The organism is Hymenobacter seoulensis, assembly GCF_054780535.1.
Genome location: NZ_BAAGWD010000002.1, coordinates 884,092 through 902,564, shown reverse-complemented (window position 1 = coordinate 902,564; position 18,473 = coordinate 884,092). Strand labels below are relative to the sequence as shown.

Annotated in this window: 14 protein-coding genes; 4 read left to right on the top strand and 10 right to left on the bottom strand. The window is 58.9% G+C overall.

What is annotated here, in order from left to right:
* Positions 1-56: 56 nt before the first annotated feature.
* From ACYVHC_RS11745 to ACYVHC_RS11730, 4 genes are all read right to left on the bottom strand, one after another.
* The gene (locus ACYVHC_RS11745; protein ID WP_460614313.1) at positions 57-1,109 is read right to left on the bottom strand and encodes a DUF3089 domain-containing protein; all 1,053 of its coding nucleotides are present in this window, start codon (positions 1,107-1,109) and stop codon (positions 57-59) included.
* Between the two features lie 145 nt (positions 1,110-1,254).
* Entirely contained in the window at positions 1,255-2,586 is a 1,332-nt protein-coding gene (locus tag ACYVHC_RS11740) for an SHOCT domain-containing protein (RefSeq protein ID WP_460613901.1), read from the bottom strand.
* Positions 2,587-2,619: 33 nt separating this feature from the next.
* Positions 2,620-3,345, bottom strand: coding sequence for a hypothetical protein (locus ACYVHC_RS11735; RefSeq protein ID WP_460613900.1), 726 nt, complete (start codon positions 3,343-3,345; stop codon positions 2,620-2,622).
* Positions 3,346-3,389: 44 nt separating this feature from the next.
* On the bottom strand, positions 3,390-3,635 hold the full coding sequence (locus ACYVHC_RS11730) for a hypothetical protein (protein ID WP_460613899.1): 246 nt from the start codon (positions 3,633-3,635) through the stop codon (positions 3,390-3,392).
* A 147-nt stretch (positions 3,636-3,782) separates the two neighbouring features.
* On the opposite strand from ACYVHC_RS11730, the gene ACYVHC_RS11725 reads away from it, so the two are divergent.
* Positions 3,783-3,962 carry a hypothetical protein gene (locus ACYVHC_RS11725; protein WP_460613898.1) on the top strand — a complete coding sequence of 60 codons (180 nt, stop codon included), beginning with the start codon at positions 3,783-3,785 and terminating at the stop codon, positions 3,960-3,962.
* An 89-nt stretch (positions 3,963-4,051) separates the two neighbouring features.
* On the opposite strand, the gene ACYVHC_RS11720 is transcribed toward ACYVHC_RS11725, so the two are convergent.
* Both ACYVHC_RS11720 and ACYVHC_RS11715 read right to left on the bottom strand, forming a co-directional pair.
* Positions 4,052-5,101 (bottom strand): YeiH family protein, encoded by a 1,050-nt coding sequence (locus ACYVHC_RS11720; RefSeq protein WP_460613897.1) that lies wholly within the window; start codon positions 5,099-5,101, stop codon positions 4,052-4,054.
* 73 nt (positions 5,102-5,174) lie between these two features.
* Positions 5,175-6,077 carry a LysR substrate-binding domain-containing protein gene (locus ACYVHC_RS11715; RefSeq protein ID WP_460613896.1) on the bottom strand — a complete coding sequence of 301 codons (903 nt, stop codon included), beginning with the start codon at positions 6,075-6,077 and terminating at the stop codon, positions 5,175-5,177.
* A gap of 163 nt (positions 6,078-6,240) precedes the next feature.
* Between ACYVHC_RS11715 and ACYVHC_RS11710 the strand changes: the two genes are divergently transcribed.
* Positions 6,241-8,295: an alpha/beta hydrolase family protein gene (locus ACYVHC_RS11710; protein WP_460613895.1), complete on the top strand. Its 2,055-nt coding sequence runs from the start codon at positions 6,241-6,243 to the stop codon at positions 8,293-8,295.
* A 132-nt stretch (positions 8,296-8,427) separates the two neighbouring features.
* On the top strand, positions 8,428-10,362 hold the full coding sequence (locus ACYVHC_RS11705) for a sensor histidine kinase (protein WP_460613894.1): 1,935 nt from the start codon (positions 8,428-8,430) through the stop codon (positions 10,360-10,362).
* 135 nt (positions 10,363-10,497) lie between these two features.
* Here the strand turns inward: ACYVHC_RS11705 and ACYVHC_RS11700 are convergent, their stop codons facing one another.
* The 4 genes from ACYVHC_RS11700 to ACYVHC_RS11685 all read right to left on the bottom strand — a co-directional run bounded on the left by ACYVHC_RS11700 (position 10,498) and on the right by ACYVHC_RS11685 (position 17,346).
* The gene (locus ACYVHC_RS11700) at positions 10,498-12,630 is read right to left on the bottom strand and encodes an FUSC family membrane protein (protein ID WP_460613893.1); all 2,133 of its coding nucleotides are present in this window, start codon (positions 12,628-12,630) and stop codon (positions 10,498-10,500) included.
* A gap of 75 nt (positions 12,631-12,705) precedes the next feature.
* Complete coding sequence (locus ACYVHC_RS11695; protein ID WP_460613892.1) at positions 12,706-14,256, bottom strand: FAD-dependent oxidoreductase; 1,551 nt, start codon at positions 14,254-14,256, stop codon at positions 12,706-12,708.
* A gap of 120 nt (positions 14,257-14,376) precedes the next feature.
* Positions 14,377-15,345 (bottom strand): bestrophin family protein, encoded by a 969-nt coding sequence (locus ACYVHC_RS11690; protein ID WP_460613891.1) that lies wholly within the window; start codon positions 15,343-15,345, stop codon positions 14,377-14,379.
* A 156-nt stretch (positions 15,346-15,501) separates the two neighbouring features.
* A complete protein-coding gene (locus ACYVHC_RS11685; protein WP_460613890.1) occupies positions 15,502-17,346 on the bottom strand; it encodes a P-loop NTPase family protein in 1,845 nt (614 codons plus the stop codon).
* 207 nt (positions 17,347-17,553) lie between these two features.
* On the opposite strand from ACYVHC_RS11685, the gene ACYVHC_RS11680 reads away from it, so the two are divergent.
* On the top strand, positions 17,554-18,342 hold the full coding sequence (locus tag ACYVHC_RS11680; RefSeq protein WP_460613889.1) for an energy transducer TonB: 789 nt from the start codon (positions 17,554-17,556) through the stop codon (positions 18,340-18,342).
* The last annotated feature ends 131 nt before the right edge of the window (positions 18,343-18,473 follow it).

Genomic DNA, 18,473 nt, shown 5'->3' with positions numbered 1-18,473 from the left:
GGCTGAGCCTAACGAAAAGTGCTCCATTCCCACCCTTTTTCACCTTAGCTACGAGCCTATTGCCCGCTCATCAGCATCCGATAGGAGCGCACCCGAGCCTCGGCATTCTGCCGAATATTGTAGTAGAACAGGGCGTAATCGGCAATGTGAAAGGAGTGGCGCAGCTCCGGCCGGCCAGGCAGTAGGAAGCGCGGGTAGCCGCTGCGCTCCGTTGGGTGAATCCAGAGCAGGCCATCGTGCACCTTGGCATCTACCACGCGCTTATCCACGGAGTTGAAGCCATAGGGCACGCCACCGAGGTTGAGCCGAGCCGGCGCCGTAACAGTGTCGCGCGTCCAGGTAAGCGGGTTTACGGCTACGCCGCCCGCAAAAGGCGGATACTCATTGCCCCACTCCACCGTATTCCAGCCTACGTAGCAGCCGGTTTGAGTAGAGTCTTCGCAGGGCCGCAGCACCTTATACTCCTCGGCCTTCACCTTAAACCCAATGAGGTAGGCTGCCACCAGCTGGCGGCGCAGCTTGGGGTCATTATCGAAGAACTCACGCAGCAACCGGGTGGTATGGTACGTTCCCTGGCTGTGACTGGCAATGATGATGGGCCGCCCGTGGTTGTAGGTATCGAGGTAGTAGCGGAAGGCGGTTTTCACGTCTTGGTACGCTAGCTCCAGCGCTTCCTTGCCGTTGTCGGTTTTCTCATCGAAAAACGAAAACAAGGTAGCCTGCCGGTAGCGCGGAGCATAGATGCGCGCCGTATTGTTAAACGCCGAGGCTTGCTTCCGGATGACACTGACGTCAGTGAAGTGGTTGACGCGCGCGTCTGTGAGGCTGGCATTCCACTGCTTGCGGCCGTAGTAGGTGGTGGGGTGCACGTAAAACACGTCGGCCGGGGCGTCGCGCTGTTGGTCGCGCAGGAGCGTGTTGCGCGGCACCGCATCAGCAGAGTCGCGGCGGTCAGGCAACGCGGCCCAATTGTCTTCCATCCGGTAGTCGGGCGCTTCGGGCGTGGGGTAGCGGGTATATTCCTTGCCGGGCTTGATAACGTTGAGGCAGGAGCTTAGTGGCCATAAGGTTGCTAGCAGCGCGAAGGCACTGATTACGCGGATATGCATCACAGGAACTGAAAATATCGGGGACCTCAATAAACACCAACGCGCGCTCCAGGTTGCCGGTAGCGCGCGTTGGTCGTACAAAAATACGCAGGAACCCCATCAGTACCAGCGCCTAGGCCTCGGTGCAACCGAAACCCAGGGCCCCCTACTCCGTGAAGGTATTTTCCAGGAGCCGCTCCTGGCGCAGGTACACAATTTTAAAGTTTTTATCGAAGCGGACGCGTACCTGAGCAGTTGTCTGCTGGCGCTTCTGCATGGACTGGCGCAGGGCGCTGCTTTTCTCAATAAAGGTGGCCACCCGCGAGCCGTCGTTTACCGGTGGGTTCACCTTGAGGCTGCCCGGCTCAATAGCGGTCTGGCCTTCCAGAAACTCCGGGAAGTGCGACTTCTCCAACTCCGCATTGATAGCCGCTGGCGTAGTGTTCTGCTGCAAGTAAAAGCGCTCTACCTGTGGAGCAAAGTAAGAAGCCGCCGAGAAAGGAGCCGCCTGCAAATCGGCGTAGTAGTTTTTCAGCACACCCTCAATCCGGGCTTGAGCGGCGCTTTCGTCGGCGGGCGAAGGGGCCGCTGGTGAGGCGGGCTCCGTGGTAGCAGCCGGGGCCGGTGTGGTTACGGGTTGCGAGGCAGAATCGGGGCGAGTGGTAGTGCTAGGAGGCAGAACTGGAGCAACCCGGATGGTTTCGGGTGCGGCGGCTGGAGCTAGCTCAATTTGCTCCGACTGGGGGCCTTCCTCGGGACGGGTAGCCAGAGAGTCGGCGGCCGTTACGCTAGTGCTGGTCAGCCGCTCCGATTCCCGGTCGCCGAGCATTAGGTAGGCTACTAGCCCTAGCAAGGCCAGAATACCACCGATAATCAGGATGGTGCTGAGCGGACTTTTAGTGGGGGCCACGTACGGTTCGTCTTCTACTACCTCTCGTATTGGGGCAGTGGTAGGTGGTGCTATAAACTCATCATCGCGCGAGGGCGAGGTGCGGGGCCGACCGGCCTCCAGCGGGTGCGACAGGCCCGGCGTATTAGATGGTGGGGTGGGCGGCTCGGCCACATACGGCGCCGTAAGAGGCCGCGAGGTTGTCACGGGTGGCAGCATGGGGTCTTCTACCGGCCCTACCCTAGTGGCAGGCGCTGGTGCAGGCGGTATAACGGGCGATGCAGGCGTAACCGGCGGCACAACGGGCGGTGCGGGGTTAGGCTCTATATAGGTCATCGGGATGCTGCCTTCCAGCCCTGCTATAGCCGGCGGAATCAGCGGTGTAGCCGCAGGCGGGGGTGGCGGGCTGGGGGCTTCTGGCGCGGGTGGTGTTGGCGGCAAGATGGGGGCAACCGGCGCGGGCGGCGGTGCTGGCGTGGGCGCAGCCGCTGCTTCGCTGAAGAGGAGCTTTTTTTTCAGGGTTTCAAACTCCTGGGGCGTAATGGTGCCGGCATCCAGCCACTCTTTCAGCTGGCGCAGGGTATCGAGGGGAGAGGGGTCTTTGTCCATGGGAGAGAACCGCCCGTAGGCGGTGGGAATAGCTTACTTCCGGTCGAGATTGGTGAGGCGGGCGCGGCGACGCTCCAATTGCGCTTTACGCAATTCAGTGAGCTTTGCGTTGTCGAGGAGCTTCACCGAATCGGCCACCGATTTCAGCTTGTTCTCTTCATTCTGCTTTTTAAGCTGCTCAATCTTCTCCAGATTGGATTTGGTGGTGTTGGCCAGCGTTACGCGCTCCTTTTCCAGCTTATCTTTTTCTTTCTCTGCGGCGCTCAGTTGCTTTTCGGCTTCGGCAATCTGCTCGCGGTAAGCTTTGGTGCGGGCGGCAGCGGCAAAGCTCTGCACAATATTTCGTAGCGAGCTGAACTCAGATGCCGTGCCAGCAGCCGACAAAAACGAATCGGGCCCCATGGCAGCCCACACCGAGAGCTCCGCCACGGAATCAGAAGGCGCTGTAACGGTGGAGTACAAGTCAATCAGTTTGCCCGTGACGCTGGACATGGGCACCTGCTTAGCCGTGAGCACGTCCTTCTTGCCCACGCCAAATGTGCCGTCGCCTTTCATCCGGATGTTGTAGGTGTCCTTCAGCCACGACTGCCAGTAGTCGCGGGTCCACTGGGCGGTGCCTTCTACCTGTACTTTCAGGGCATCCCGCTCGCGCTTCTCGTAGTTGACGCTACTCGTGCGGGTATCATAGAGTTGAGCCTTAGCCAACGTAGGCAGCAACAGGGCTGCAAGGGCAAGCAAGAGTATAGTGAGCCGGTTCATGGCAGTAGATACGTTAGAGGTGAAATATGCTGGTTGGCAGCTACTCAGATACCATGCCGGTCGAAGGAGGCCTGCAAATCTTGTTGCATACCGGCAAACCGGCGCACGGCGGCCTGCACAAACTCGTCGTCAAGGAGCAGATGGATGTCTTCTTCGCCGGTTAGGTCCAGCTCGCTTACCTTATAGGTTTGCTCAAAGGGGCCTTTTTCGAGCTTAATCAGGTATTTGCCGTTCCAGCTGAACAGCGTGATTTTCGCATCGGGGTGCGGTATAATGGCGAGCTGACGCATACGGGGGGAGCGAAAGATTGAACTCGCGAAGATAGGCAGCCTACCCCAACCACACCTGCAAAGCTCAACATAACTTCGGCGGAGTGGCCGCGTACATTTTTCGTCTACCCTCGGGTAGCTTGTTGTATCCTTAAGTCATTTACCATCATGCCACAAGGAGATAAATCAGCCTACACCGACAAGCAAAAGCGGCAGGCCGAACACATTGAAGAAAGTTACGAGAAGCGCGGCGTATCGGAAGAAGAAGCCGAGAAGCGCGCCTGGGCTACTGTGAACAAGCAAGACGGTGGCGGCAAGAAGAGCGGCTCTGGCCGTAAGAAATCGTAACCAGCACTAGCCTTACTACACACACAAAGCCCCGGTTTCTGAAGCAGAAGCTGGGGCTTTGTGTGTGTAGTAAGGAATCGGAAGTTAGCCTATACCAGCTTCAGAATAACGTATAGCGAGGCGCTAGAAATGACCACCCACAATAGTACCCCGAGCGTGAAGGGCTTCGGGCCCACGGCTCTGATGGCCTTTAGGGAAAGCCCGGCACCAATGAAAAATAGTGTGACCGTAAGCCCTAGTTTGGCCAGCTGCACCAGGTAGGGCGCCACCACATGGGTAGCGGGCAGGTAGGTATTGAGCAGCATAGCGGCAACAAACCCGAGAATGAAGTAGGGAATTTTCACCTTCACATCTGGCTGCCGAAAGGCCCATGCCGTGCCCAGGGCCACCGGAATAATCCAGAGGGCGCGGGCCAGCTTGACGGTGGTAGCTACTTCGAGCGCCTGGGCGCCATACGCGGCGGCGGCGCCTACTACTGAGGACGTATCGTGAATGGCAATGGCGCACCACAAGCCAAACTGCGTTTGGCTCATGCTGAGCGCGTGCCCAATTAGCGGAAACAGAAACAGAGCTATGGCATTCAGCACAAACACGGTGCCGAGCGCCATCGACATTTCTTCTTCCTTAGCCCGCAGCACAGGTCCTACCGCGGCAATGGCGCTTCCGCCACAGATAGCTGTGCCACAAGCAATAAGGTGTGCTAAGGGCCGACCGAGCTTGAGCCATCTGCCCGCGAAATAACCCAGCGCAAGCGTTCCAACAATAGAGACGACCGTGAACAGCAACCCTTCGCGCCCGGCTTGTACGGCCGCGTGCGCATTCATACCAAAGCCCAGCCCGATAACCGAGTACTGCAACAGCTTGGCCGTGAACCGACGCGTGTAACTCAGGAATGGATTCCCGACGGTTTGCGCCAATACGAGGCCTAGGGCCAGCGCCACCGGCGGCGACGCCCAGGGTGTAAGGCAAAACACCAGAAACACCGCAAACATTGCCGGCGGCAGCCACATGGGGCGGGTGGTTGGCGGCGCGGTGGGGGCTATTGTGGCTGGAGCTGGGGGAAGGCTGGCAGCCTGAGGGTGAGGCTCCGGCGCATCAACAAAGGCTGAGGCTGGAATGGGGGGGTGGGTGGACTTCATGGGTGGGCGGCAATACTTGTTCAAAAGTACGGCAGCCCTTCCCCTATCGATAATTTTAAAAGGTTATAGGCGATTACTTTAAGTTATACTGAAGCTGGGCATACCGCAGAAACCGCTCGGCGGCCCTAGGCAACGGCTGCCCCTGAACCCACAGCGCCTCGAAGTTGCGCGGCAGCTCCAGGCCCTCAATAGGCACAATTTCCAGCAGGCCCGCTTCCAACTCTCGTGCTAGGGCCCTCCGCGACACAAACCCCAGGGCTTCGGGCGCCGCCTCGAGGTAAGACTTGATAGCTTCGGTGTTGTCGAAATAGAATGCTACTTGTAGGTCGGTGAGCTTGATTTTCTGCTCGCGCAGGCCAAACTCCAGCACTTCTAAGGTGCCCGAGCCCCGCTCCCGCAATACCAGCGGGTGCGCTATGGCTTCCGGAAGCGACATAGGCTCAGCAGGTGGGCCGCTTGGCGTGGCCCGGCGCACGGCTACGAGCTCATCGGCCAGCAGTGGCTCGTAGTGCAGGTCGCGGCTTTTGGAGCGACCTTCCACAAAGCCTAGGTCGAGCTGGCCGTGCAAAATGGCCTCCGCAATTTGCTCGGAGTTGCCGTTGAGTAGTGTCAGCTCTACCTGGGGGTAGCGTTTCTGAAAGCCGGGCAAAATGCCAGGCAGTACATATTGAGTTAGCGTGGTGCTGGCCCCGAGCCGAAGGCGGCCGGCGGCTTCGCTGTGCAGGTTGTGCAGCTGCTCCGTGAGTTGTTCGTGCAGCTGGGCTACCGCATCGGCGTGGGCCAGCAGCAAGGTACCGGCCTCGGTCAGGCTCACGCGGTTGCCGCGGCGTTCAAACAGGCGCTGCCCGTAGGCGCGCTCTAGCTCCCGAATGTGCTTGGTAATGGCTGGCTGCGAGATATAGAGCTCCTGTGCTGCCTTGGTAAAGCTCAGGTGCCGGGCCACCGACTGAAAAACGCGCAAACGAAAATCGGGCATGGGTGCAAGGTACGCGGCAGAAGAACTCCGGAAAAGGGTGCAGAAAACGCTACCCTTTCTTCTCACACTCAGCATGACGTTCTACTTGCACCACGCTTAACGCAGGCCGCATTTCACGACCGGCCGCTTCTGCCTACCTTGCTTTCCCCTTACTTCAGCCCACATGAAAAACTATTTCCTGACGGCGCTGGCCTTCCTGCCCCTAGGTGCCGCCGCCCAACCAACCGTATACACCCCTGAGCTGCTTTGGAAACTGGGCCGCCTGGGCGAAATGCAGGTGTCGCCGGACCGCAAAACGGTGGCTTACACCGTCACGCGCTATAACCTCAGTGAAAACAAAGGCAACTCCGACATTTGGGTGGTACCTGTGGCCGGCGGCGCAGCCAAGCAACTGACCAATACGCCTGATTCTGAAAACACCTTGAACTGGCGCCCCGACGGCAAGCTCACATTTATTTCCGGTGACGGCGGCTCCGACCAACTGTACGTCATCAACCCCGATGGCTCGGGCAAGCAGAAGCTCAGCGAGTTCAAGGAAGAAGGCTTGGCCAACCTCAAGTACGCCCCCAAAGGCAACTTCATCCTCTACACCCAGGACGTGAAAACGGGCCAGACGGTGCAGGAAATGTTCCCGGATTTGCCCAAGGCCGATGCCAAAATCATCGACGACCTGAACTACCGCCACTGGAACGCCTGGGACGACTACAAAGCCTCGCACGTGTTCTTCCAGCCCCTAGGCTCCGATGGCCGGCCAACCGGCTACGGCAAAGATGTAATGACCGGCGAGAAGTTCGACTCGCCGCTGCAACCGCTAGGTGGCTCTGAGCAGCTAACCTTCTCGCCCGATGGCTACCGGCTGGCCTACACCTCGCGTAAGCTCACGGGCAAGGCCGAGGCCGAAAGCACCAACTCCGACATTTACCTCTACGACATTCGGGAGGGCAAAACCCTGAACCTGAGCGAAGGCTTGGGCGGCTACGACACCGAGCCGGCCTTCTCGCCCGATGGCACCAAAGTAGCGTGGCTGAGCATGGCTACCCCCGGTTTTGAGTCGGACCGCAACGGCATTGTGGTGTACGACTTCAAAACCAAAAAGCGCGAGGACGTTACCAAAGGCTCGAAGCAGACGGCCGCCAACATCCGCTGGAGCCCCGATGGCAAAACCATTTTCTTCGTGAGCCCACTGGAAGGCACGGAACAGCTGTTTTCAGTAGCCAGCAAAGGCGGCAAAGTAAAGCAGCTGACCAAAGGCGCCTTCAACTACAACTCCTTTGAACTGGCTGGCAACGACGTGGCCATCGTGAATAAAACCACCCAGGCCCTGCCCGCCGACCTGGTGCGCGTAGACCTAAAAAGCGGCCGCGAAACGCCGCTGACCACCATCAATCAGCAGGAGCTGGCCGGCATTAAAACCAGCAAAACCGAAGCCCGCTGGGTGAAAACCACCGACGGCAAGCAGATGCAGGTGTACGTTATCTATCCGCCTGATTTCGACCCGAGCAAAAAGTACCCAGCCCTACTCTACTGCCAGGGCGGCCCGCAAAGCCCCATTACGCAAAGCTTCTCGTACCGCTGGAATTTCCAGCTGATGGCGGCTCATGGCTACATTGTGGTGGCCCCCAACCGCCGTGGCCTGCCCGGCTTCGGCACTGAGTGGAACAACAGCATCTCCGGCGACTGGGGCGGCCAAGCCATCCGCGACTATCTCTCGGCTATTGATGCCGTCAGCCAGGAGCCGTACGTTGACAAGGCCCGCTTGGGCTGCGTAGGTGCTTCGTATGGAGGCTACTCGGTGTACTACCTCGCCGGCAAGCACGAAGGCCGCTTCAAGACATTCATTGCCCACTGCGGCCTCTACAACCTCACCAGCTGGTATCCTAGCACCGAAGAAATGTTCTTCGCCAAGCAGGACATTGGCGGCGCCCCCTGGGAAACGCCGCTACATAAATCATACACCGATTTCAACCCGCAGCAATTCGCCAAAAACTGGGACACGCCGCTGCTCGTGATACATGGCGGCAAGGATTTCCGGGTGCCGGAGGGCCAGGGCATGGAGGCATTCGGTACGGCTCAGCTCCGAGGCATACCTAGCCGGTTTCTGTACTTTCCCAATGAAGGCCACTGGATCAGCAAACCCCAAAACTCGGTGCTCTGGAACCGCGTGTTTTTTGAGTGGCTGGGCCGCACCCTCAAGCCTGAGGTTCAGGCCGCTAAATAGACAATAGCATTTCTTGAATTTTAAACGGGACACTACCGCTGAGCTTCCTCAGCGGTAGTGTCCCGTTTTATTTTTTAACCTGATGAATTTGTATTTATTTACCACAGCAGCAGCTCTTCCTACCCCTAGTGTATGTGGTTACGTTTTAGCTTTACCTTCCTTCTGGGCTGGTGGTTGACAGGGTGCATAAGCACCTATGCTGCACCTGAGCCGGGCAAGCTCCTCCGCGACACGCTTCTGCTGAAAGACCCAAAAGGGCCGCATATTTCTGAAGCCTACCGCTATTACACCGAGCCGTTCAGTGTACCCCCCGACCCCAACCAGGTAGAAGCGCAATGGCGGGCGGGCAAATTTAAGCCCGGGCCCTGGCACAAAACCCTTAACCTAGGACTGTTGCATGAGCGTGTTTGGATGCGGCTAACGGTGCGCAACACCGAGGCCCAACGCCTGCGCTACTTCTGGAGCATTTTCAACTTCACTGATAGCGCCGCGCTGTATTGCCGCCGCCAGGGCGAAACCACCTTTAAGAAGGTAGCTGCCTCCAGTTCCTGGGTTCCGGCCTCGGAGCGGCCCGTTCCCGCTCGTTCCCTGAGCTTCCCCTTTACCCTAGCCCCTCACGAGACGGCAACCCTGTACCTGCGCATCGATCTGCACGCTGGTGCCCTGTATCTGCCTACTTACATCGAGACGGCCGAGCACTTCTTGGCCTGGGAAATGAACTTCCCCTTTGAGCGGCATTGGGTCTGGATGCTGGGTTTTTACTTAGGCAGCGCCCTCTTTGCGCTCGTGCTTTTCGCCTTCCTCCACGACCAAATTTATATCTGGTACGTGGCGTATGTGGCGTGCGTATTGTTGTTTTTGATGATGGAAGATGGCCTGGATGCCATGCTACTGCCCACCAGCTTGTACCGGCTGATCTGGACGGTAGGCCAATTCAACTTTATGGTGCTGGCAGCAGCGGCGGGCATCCATATTATGCAGTTGTTCTTGCGGCTGCGCGGCGGCTGGCCCCGCTTGTATTGGAGTGGCCGTTGGTTGGCGCGGGTAGCGGTGCTTTTTGTTGTGCTGTATGCCAGCCTGTTTCCGTGGGCCGTGCGCAACAGCCCGGAGGTGTTACAGGTATTGAATACCACCCGCGAGCTGGTACTGCTGGCTCTGTTCGGCTATAGCTGGGCTACTCTGCTGATTGTGGTGCGTACGCGGCGGTGGGGCCAACTGGCGGCGTATTACATGCTCACATTCTTTTTCTTTTCCAGTGGCTTTGCCATTTTCTGGAGCAACCACGTGGGGCTGAGCAGCTTCAACCCTATTTACCCTAATCCGCTGGCGTGGGGCCTGTTTCTGGAGTTGCTGGTGCTGAGTGCCCTGCTCACGGGCCGCTTTCGGCACACACTCAAGCAAAACGCCGACTTGCGCATTCGGGAGCTACGACAGCGCAACGAGCACAGTGCCCTGCTCATCGCGGCCCAAGAAGAAGAACGCGAGCAGCTGGCCCGGGAGCTGCACGATGCACTGGGCCCGAACTTGGCCGCGCTGCATCTGGCCTGGCAGGGTCCGGCGGTTCGGCAGGCACTGGCCACCTCCCCCGAAGCGGCCACTGCGGGCAAACAAGCCGAGCTGCTGCTCCGACACCTGCGCGACGAAGTACGCACCTACAGCCACGCTTTGCTACCTGCTGAGCAAGGACAAGACAGCTTGGCTGATTCTGTAGCTGCCTTAGGCGAACTGCTCAACCTCTACGGCAACCCCATGGTGGAGGTCCACTGTGATGATGGCCTGGATGAGTTACCCCTTCAAATTCAGAAAGCGGCTTACCGGATTGCTGCCGAGCTGCTCAACAATGCCGTGCGCCACGCCCGCGCCAATACCGTTACGGTGCAGCTGCAACGCCAGCCAACCGCCCTGAGCATAACCGTGGAAGATAACGGCCGGGGCTTCGAACAGGATAAACCATATGCTGGTATCGGACTGCGGGGTGTGCAGGCACGCGTGAACTATTTGCACGGCCAACTTTCTATCCGCAGCTCCCAACAGGGCTCTTGCATTGAGGTGCTACTACCCTGCTGATAGCAGCTCATATACTTCAAGGGCCTAGGTTGAGCTGAGCAACTTTCCGCAAAACGCCAGCCTGAGTATGAGTGGGCTTGACTCTTGGCAGGGCACTCTCTTGTGGGGGTTTACCGCATGCGGCACCCTAGGCGCTTACTTCAGCACGGCTTCCGTGACTTTACCTATATCACTGCTGACTTTCTGGATAAACTCCAGCTGCTCATTCAGCAGCGGATCAGTGGGGGGTGCGGTAGCGGCGGCAGCGGCCGGAACCTCCGGGCTGGCGGGCGCCTCCGGCTGCTGCGGATCGAGGCGGCGAAGGCTACGGTGCAGGGCTTGCTGGGCCTGGCGCAGAGCTTTTTGGCCGGCAGCGGGCAGTGAGGGGCGCATATCGCCGGCTAGCACCGCGGAGGTAATGGAGGCCACATTGGAAGACAAGATGTGATTGAGCACCACAAACTCGTGCACCTCGGTGGGCCGGTGCTGCTTGGCGCGCGGCTCCGACATCATACGCTGAAAGGCCGCACTCAGGTTGGCAGAACTCACATACACATCTTTTCGGGCCAGCTTGTAATCCAGCACGGCCACGGCCGAGCCGCTGAGCGCTTCCTGCAACGTGCGGAGGTAGTGCAGGTTGGCGCGCAGTACGGCCTTCAGGTGGTCGTGCAGCTGCCCCGACTCCCAGTTCGGGAACAGCAGATACCCCGTGGAGAAGGCAATAAAGCAGCCCAGCACTGTATCAAACACCCGTTCTTCTACCACCTGCACATAGCCCAGCCCCAAGAAGCTGAACAGGATCAGGATAAAGGGCGTCATGAACGTGACGGTTACTAGGTAGTTGATGCGCGCAAAGCTGAAGGAAACCAGCATGCATACCACCAGCAGGGCCAGCAGTACCATATGGTCAGAAATCAGCCAGAGCATAGCGGCTCCGAGGGCTCCGCCCATCAGAGTACCTAGTACGCGCTGCACGTTGCGCTCTTTGGTGAGGCTGAAAGCGGGCTTGAGCATGTAGGTGATGGTCATGAGTACCCAGTAGCTGTGGGTGCCGGGCAGCACCTGCGTTATCAGGAACCCAATAAGGCAGGCCACAAACATGCGTGCCGAGTGCCGGAAAATGCTCGACTGCGGCGTCAGGTGGTCGCGGAGCTGCTTGAGGTCGAAGCGTTGGTGCGCCACAAACCGCCCGAACTCCAGCTCCCGGCCAATAGGCGCCTTAGCTGTCGTATCGAAATAGGCCCGTACATCCTGGAGGCGCTGCGTGAGGTTGCGCAGGTTTACCAGAATCTTTTTGAGCATGAGCGTGTAGCCGGATTTGCTAGGGTCCTCGAGGGCATCAATCCGGAGCTTGAGGTTTTCGAGGCCGGCCATCAGGTCGCGGCCGGAGGTATAGCCGTGGTTGGCCTGAATGGCAAAGCCGATATTTTCCAGCTCGGCGGCGCACTGCTCAATTTCCCGGGCGATGACATCCAGAATACCGGTGCCCTCAAACCGCTGATGCAGGGCGCTGTAATCGTGGTAGGTGATGGTAATCTGCTCGTAGAGGTCTACTACATCCACAAACGTGAGCACCAGCCGCCGCCCCGTGCCGGTCGATTCGCTCATGAGTTGCCGGGTTTTGAACAGGAGCTCGCGCACGGCATCCTGCTTTTCATTTACCGAAACCTGCTTGGCTAGTAGCTGACGGTAATCCTGCTCCAGGTTGGTGCCCGTGCGGTAGAATTCGGCCTTAAGGCGCAGAAAGTCGGCAATGGTACGGATACAGTCGCCGAGGGCCTGCTGGGCCGGGCGGTACGGTCGCAACCGATCAAACAGCACCGTAACGCACAAATACCACAGGCCGCCCGCTACAATCAGGGCCGCGTACGGGAGCACCTCCGCTGGTGCCAAGGGCCGCTCCAGCATCAGGATAATAACCAGTAGCCCGGCCGTACCTACCCCGCCGGCCCGGTTGCCATACACCAGCAGCATGGTAAACACAAAGCTGGCTACTACCACCTCTGCGCCCAGCAACCACTGATACGGGTGCAGAAAACCGGTAACGAGGGCCATTATTCCGATAAGCGCCGTGGCCGCCAGCATGCCGTTGCGCTTGTGCACCATCGGGCCCGGCGCATCGGTCAGGCTAACGCACACCGCGCCCAACGATACCGTTAGGCCCGTTACTAGGTCGCCTACGCTGCCTAACACCAGGCCGGGCAGCAGAATGGAAAGTGTGGTCCGCAGACCATCGGAAAATTCCTGGCTGGAAAAGAAGTACTGAAAGGAACGTACCCGTTCGTTCATGATAGCCGCGCCGAAAGTAAGACCCGGCTTATACGCACGAGGTCCGGTTCGGGAGGGAAAGGTACAACAGTCCAGCTAGTCAACCGGCGCCAAATCGGAATTTGCGGGGCCATTCATAAGCTTGCCCAACGCATTGAAGCGCGAGCCATGGCATGGGCAGTCCCAGCTTTTTTCCAGGCCGTTCCAGTGCACCACACAGCCCAGGTGGGGGCAAATGGCCGAGCATTCGTGGGTTTTACCTTTGGTGTCTCGGTACACGGCCACTTTCGTGATGCCACGACGAAGCACGGCTCCGGTACCTGGCGCAATATCAGCCTCGGTGCTCACATCGCCGCCCGTGAGCAGGTCGGTGTACTCAGCGGCTACGTTTACGTTTTCGCGCACGAACTCCTTCACCGATTCCGGTTTCAGCGTTACCCGGCCTGGGTCATACAGCTTGGCCCAAGGATTTTCGCGGCCCAGAATCAGGTCGGTGATGATGATGGGGCCGAGCGTGCCGTGGGTCATGCCATGGCCCGAGTCGCCGGTGATGATGTAGATATTCTCTGCATCCAGCGGGTTGCGGCCGGCATAGCCCAGCCCGTCATTGGGCTCCATCACCTGTCCCGACCAGCGAAAGTCGATTTTACCGGCTGTAGGGAAGTGTGCTTCTATCCAAAACTCCAGACAGCGCAGCCGGTCTGCGGGGTCGTCTTCCTGTCCGGTTTTGTGGTCTTCGCCGCCCACAATCAGTAGGTCATAGTCGGCGTTTTCTACCTCCTGCAGTCGGATGTAGTGGTAGGGGTCGGCGGTATCCCAGTACAGCGCTTTGGTTACCGAGCCTTTCGGGACGCGGGCACCTACCACGTAGGTGCGGTACGGGCCCTGCTTGGTGTGCATCACTACGCGGTCGTTGAAGGGCGTGTTAGTGGCTACCACCACCGCTTGCGCGCGCACCTCTTTGCCTCCTGAAGTGACCACCCTAGCCTCCTTGCCGCCGTGAACCTCCTCCACGTGGGTTTTCGTGAAAATTTGGCCGCCTTGCTTTTCAATAGCGCGTACCAAACCTGCTAGGTACTTCAGAATGTGAAACTGGCCTTGGTTTGGAAACACGAGGCACTCACCAGTCTGGAACCCTTGAGCACCGGCATCGGGGAGGCGTTTTACATTCTTGAGGCCAGCCCGGTGCGCGGCTTCCAGCTCCTCGTCCAGTTCTTTGGGTGTGCCGCTCTGGGGCAAAAACAGGTAGCCTGGCAGACGAGTAAAGTCGCAGTCAATCTTTTCCTTCTTAACAATTTGCTCGATGCGGTCGACGGCGGTTTGATGGCTTTCGGCAGCTAGGCGCGCGCCCTCCTGGCCAAAGAGCTGTTCCAGGGTCGAATACCGATCATCCAGTGCGAAGCTCAGGTGGGCCGTGGTACGTCCCGATTCGCCGCTGGCCAGCTCGCCATCTTCCAGCAACACTACGTGTTTGCCCTCCAGGCCCAGCAAATAAGCGGTGGTAAGGCCAGCAATGCCGCCCCCTACTACCACCACATCGGCCGTCAGATTTTCGCGCAAGGCTTGGAAGGAGGGCAGTGGGGCCGCCGTGGAAAACCACGAGGAAGTAGTAGCACCGGACGTTTGGGTAGGGTTGGGCTGGGGCATAACGGCAGTTGGTCAAGGTTCAGGATAGAAGTCCTCTGACGTACGCCTCCTGCTCAGCTGGGGTTAAGGTCGAGCTTGGGGCTGAAACCACTTTGAGTACGGTTTCAGCCTAGCGGGCACCTAGTACAGAATGTCCTCTATTGGCTCCAGCTTGTTGGGCACTTCCGTTTCGCCCAGCATCTGGCGCAGGTCTATTTCAATGGAGCGGCAGATGGCCGTCATGGGCACATCGTTCATGTTGTTTTCGAAGGGGTTTTCGCTGTTGTGTCCCACCGTTTCGATGGTGGAAAACACCCACGACACCAGCACGGAAAAGGGCACTGTAAGCCAGATGTGGTTGGGGCCCATTTTGGCAAATTCCGTTACCAGCCCTAGGGGCATAACGGCCGTGAACAGGTACACGAACAGCATGCTAAAAAAGGCGTACTGGCGCGGAAAAGGCGTGTTCTTGATTCGCTCGCAGCCACCCTGCAGGTTGTAGAGCACCTCAATGGTGTTCATCATGGTCACGTGCTGGAAGTCGTTGAGCAGGCCTCGCTCCTCCCGCAACATCCGGAGGGCGGCGGCCTGTTGCCGCAGGATTTGAGCCGCCGGGTTGGCCGTTTGCCGCAGCCGCTCCGATTCTTCTTCATCTAGGAAAGGCGCTACGGCGGCATCCCACTGCTCAGGCTGGCGCCGCAAATGAATGCGCAAGGCGTTGCACCACGCAATTTGGCGGTACACCAGGCGGCGGTGGCGGTCGGTCAGCTCCTCGGCTGTAGCGGCGGGCGCATCAATGCCGGGCGCATCCACCACGGAGGTAATAAACTCTAGAATCTGGACGGCGGCCGTTCGGCTGCTGTTCACGATGCCACCCCACAGCTGCCGCCCTTCCCAGAACCGGTCATAGGAGCCGTTATTTTTAAAGCCGATATAAAAAGCCACGGCCGTACCCAGCGTAGCCGCCGGCTGCCACGGAATTGCTACCGAATGGAAATTCAGAGGCCCGTACACGATGCATACCAACAGGCTATACACAGTGAAAATCACGATGGATTTCCAGCCAAGTTTCCAGATAATATGCAGGCGGAGATTTTCGCGGATGTACACAAGCTAAGCGTTAAGAGACCAGAGAATATGGTAAACGGCAAGATAGAATTCGGCCATTAACCTCAGATTAAACTACGTTAATGGCCTTACGTCTTCTCTGCCCTTACGCAACAAAGCCCCTTTACAGCCGAGTTACATACCAGATCATTTACCTAGCTAGTCCAGCACTATACCCATCAGGCGCATCAGTTGGCTGGCGTTGAAGGAGCGGCACACACCCGGGGTCAGCTGGTAATCAAAGTGCAGCGTACCGTCGGGGTTGAGAAACGAGTTGAAGCTCACATTGCGTACGTGCTCAGGCAGTTCCTCTTCCAGGGCAGCCAGCTCCAGATCGTGGGTACTGATAAGGCCGCTAGCGGGCCGCTGGTGCAGCTGGTGTACCAGCGCCCGGGCTCCGCGGTGGCGGTCCTCGGAGTTAGTACCCTTCAAAATTTCATCTAGCAGGTAGAATACGGGCAGGCCCTTGGCTTCGCTGCCCGGAGCTGTTAGGTCGAGTAGCAAACGCAAGCGCTTCAGCTCGGCGTAGAAGGAAGAAGTGCTTTCGGCCAAGTTATCGTTGGTACGCATGGCCGTGTACACCTGCGCCGGGCCGCACTCAAATGTAGCGGCGGGCACTACCGCGCCGGCCTGCGCCAGCACCAGATTCAGGCCCACGGTGCGCAGAAACGTGCTTTTGCCCGCCATATTGGAGCCCGTGACCACCACCGTTTGGCCAGACCCAGCCATATGGAAGTCGTTGCGCACGCCGGTTTCAGCAAACAGTAATGGATGGCCCATTTGCTCGGCCGTTACCGTGAGGGCCGCGGCCATTACGGCAGGCTCCGCAAAGCTGGGGTTGGCGGCCCGGAAAGCGGCTAGGCTCACCAGCGCATCCAACTCGGCCGCAGCCTCCAGCAGCGGCTCCAGCCCGTGGTGCAGGCGGCGTTTCCAGCGCTCCAGCTGCCACATGCCCCACAAATCCCAGAGCAGCAACGCATTCAGCACGCCCGCCACCGCCGGGTTTTGCCGCGCCGAAAACCAGCCGGCTACGGCCGATAAGCGACCTAGTAACTTAGCTGCGGCTGTACCACCCGTGTCGTGCATCACGCGGTGCAACCGGCGTAGGGCAGGGCTTTGCCAGTTTCCGGCTTCAAACAGGGCGAGTTGGTCCTGCGCGGCCCGCAGTGCATCGCGCATGATGGTGACGTGCTCGTAGTATTGCAGCCGGATGGTGGCGAAGCGGGCGTTGAGGGCCGTTGTAAGCAATAACGCCAGCAGTGGCAACGTGCCATAGCCATTAAGCACGGCCACAACGGCTCCCACTGCCAGCACCGGCAGCAGCACCAACAAGGGCAACAGCCAAGCTCGGGAGGCAAAAAAATCTGGTTCGCGCAGCCACGCGGCAAACTCCCTGGGGTCCGATTCCTGGCGGGGGTAGTGGCGGGCGCGGGCCTGCCATTCTTGCTGCCAGGCTATATCGGGCGCTAACTCGGCCGTAGCCTCCTGCCGCTCGCGCACGGTTGCGGGTGTGGCGGGGGCTAGCAGCCAGCCGGCCAGCCAATCTTGGCCCAAGCGGGACGTGCTGCGGTTTAGCAGCTGGAACAAGGAATGGTCGCCGAATACATCTAGGTCAGCGGCGTAGGGGTGCTGGGCATCTAGGTAGCGGCGGCCGGGGTCGAAGCCGCGCAGCTGCCCCTGTAGGCGCGCCAGTTCGTCGTGGTTTAGCTGCTTTAGCAGGCGGTGATGCTCGCGCTCATACCCCACCTGCGTGTGCCAACGCACTAGCCCAATAAAGGCCAGATACGCGCCTACTACCACCGCCACGCCTGCTCCCACGTTGCCGTTGCTAAACAGCAGCCATGCTCCCACGCCAGCCGCCAGAAACAGCGCTACCCTCACCAACGACACCAACCGATGCCGGCTGGCGAAGTAGTTTTCGCGCTCGGTGTGCCGCGCAATGGCATCCTGAAACAACTCCGCCGGCGCGACGGAAAACAAACGAAACTCGGGAGAGGTAGGCACGGCAACAGCAACAGGTGAAGCCGCGAAGGTACGGCGCGGAACCGCAAGCCCGGAAGGCAGCCGCCCACCGAGCAGAACTATGTAGCAGGCTTTAGTGCATCAGCAACCCTAGCGAAATACTCTATTTTAGTAGCGCAGCTGAAACTCTGCTCGGTGCTGGTGCGGTTCTTGCGCCAGTGTGTTCTCCTCTCATTCGGTTTGATTTCTATGCCACATTCGTTTCGCGTGCTTTTACTGGCCGGTTTACTCTTTTCTGCCGCCCCATCCTTCGCCCAGAAAAAACTCAAGTACCCCAAAGCGCCGGCCGCCAGCGAGATTTATGATGCTGTAGAAAAGCCTGCCGTGCCCCTAGGCGGCATGGAGGCCTACGCTCAGTATCTCGGCGACAAGCAGCAGTACCCTACTGAGGCGCTGCAGGCCGGGGTGCAAGGCACCGTGTCGGTTACATTTGTGGTGGAAAAAACCGGTTCGATTTCCACCGTAGCCGTGGCGCAGCCCGTTAATCCGCTCCTCGACGCGGAGGCTATTCGTTTGATAAAAGCTGGCCCCCGCTGGACTCCGGCCCAGCACCGCGGTGGTGTGGTACGCCAGCGCATCACGGTGCCCATCAGCTTCCAGATTCCGGCTGATGCAGGAACTGGTGCCACCGGCGCGGCTGCTCCTGCCAACTCTGCTAGCCCCACTACCCAGGTAGTAGCCCCCGATCAGCCCGCCCGCCCGGTGGGTGGCACCGAGGCCTTTTTCGAGTGGATTCAGAAAAACCAACGCTACCCCGCTCTGGCTCGCCAGCGCAAAGTGGAAGGCCGCGTGATGATGGAATTCATCATCCAGAAAGATGGTACCCTCTCCGATATCAAGCCAATCAAACGGCTAGGTTCCGGCCTCGATGAAGAAGCCATCCGGCTGATTAAGGCCGCGCCGAAGTGGCAGCCCGCTACTTACAAGGGCGAGCCAATGCGGCAGAAGATGGTACTGCCGGTCGTGTTTAGCCTGTAACAGGTAATGCTTGGGTTGCAGCCGGGGCACGGGGTAGTAAATTCCTGGCCTGTTCGCAAAAGCCTTTTCGCGGCGGCGCGGTTATAGTAGCTACCTCATCCTTGTGCATTTGCTGGCCTGTTTCTTCGGAT

Bases quoted from the DNA above. Each gene is read 5' to 3' on its own strand.
- ACYVHC_RS11740 (WP_460613901.1), bottom strand. From the start codon at position 2,586: ATGGACAAAGACCCCTCTCCCCTCGATACCCTGCGCCAGCTGAAAGAG.
- ACYVHC_RS11725 (WP_460613898.1), top strand. From the start codon at position 3,783: ATGCCACAAGGAGATAAATCAGCCTACACCGACAAGCAAAAGCGGCAG.
- ACYVHC_RS11695 (WP_460613892.1), bottom strand. From the start codon at position 14,256: ATGCCCCAGCCCAACCCTACCCAAACGTCCGGTGCTACTACTTCCTCG.
- ACYVHC_RS11710 (WP_460613895.1), top strand. From the start codon at position 6,241: ATGAAAAACTATTTCCTGACGGCGCTGGCCTTCCTGCCCCTAGGTGCC.
- ACYVHC_RS11715 (WP_460613896.1), bottom strand. From the start codon at position 6,077: ATGCCCGATTTTCGTTTGCGCGTTTTTCAGTCGGTGGCCCGGCACCTG.
- ACYVHC_RS11730 (WP_460613899.1), bottom strand. From the start codon at position 3,635: ATGCGTCAGCTCGCCATTATACCGCACCCCGATGCGAAAATCACGCTG.
- ACYVHC_RS11680 (WP_460613889.1), top strand. From the start codon at position 17,554: ATGCCACATTCGTTTCGCGTGCTTTTACTGGCCGGTTTACTCTTTTCT.
- ACYVHC_RS11705 (WP_460613894.1), top strand. From the start codon at position 8,428: ATGTGGTTACGTTTTAGCTTTACCTTCCTTCTGGGCTGGTGGTTGACA.
- ACYVHC_RS11735 (WP_460613900.1), bottom strand. From the start codon at position 3,345: ATGAACCGGCTCACTATACTCTTGCTTGCCCTTGCAGCCCTGTTGCTG.
- ACYVHC_RS11745 (WP_460614313.1), bottom strand. From the start codon at position 1,109: ATGCATATCCGCGTAATCAGTGCCTTCGCGCTGCTAGCAACCTTATGG.
- ACYVHC_RS11700 (WP_460613893.1), bottom strand. From the start codon at position 12,630: ATGAACGAACGGGTACGTTCCTTTCAGTACTTCTTTTCCAGCCAGGAA.
- ACYVHC_RS11720 (WP_460613897.1), bottom strand. From the start codon at position 5,101: ATGAAGTCCACCCACCCCCCCATTCCAGCCTCAGCCTTTGTTGATGCG.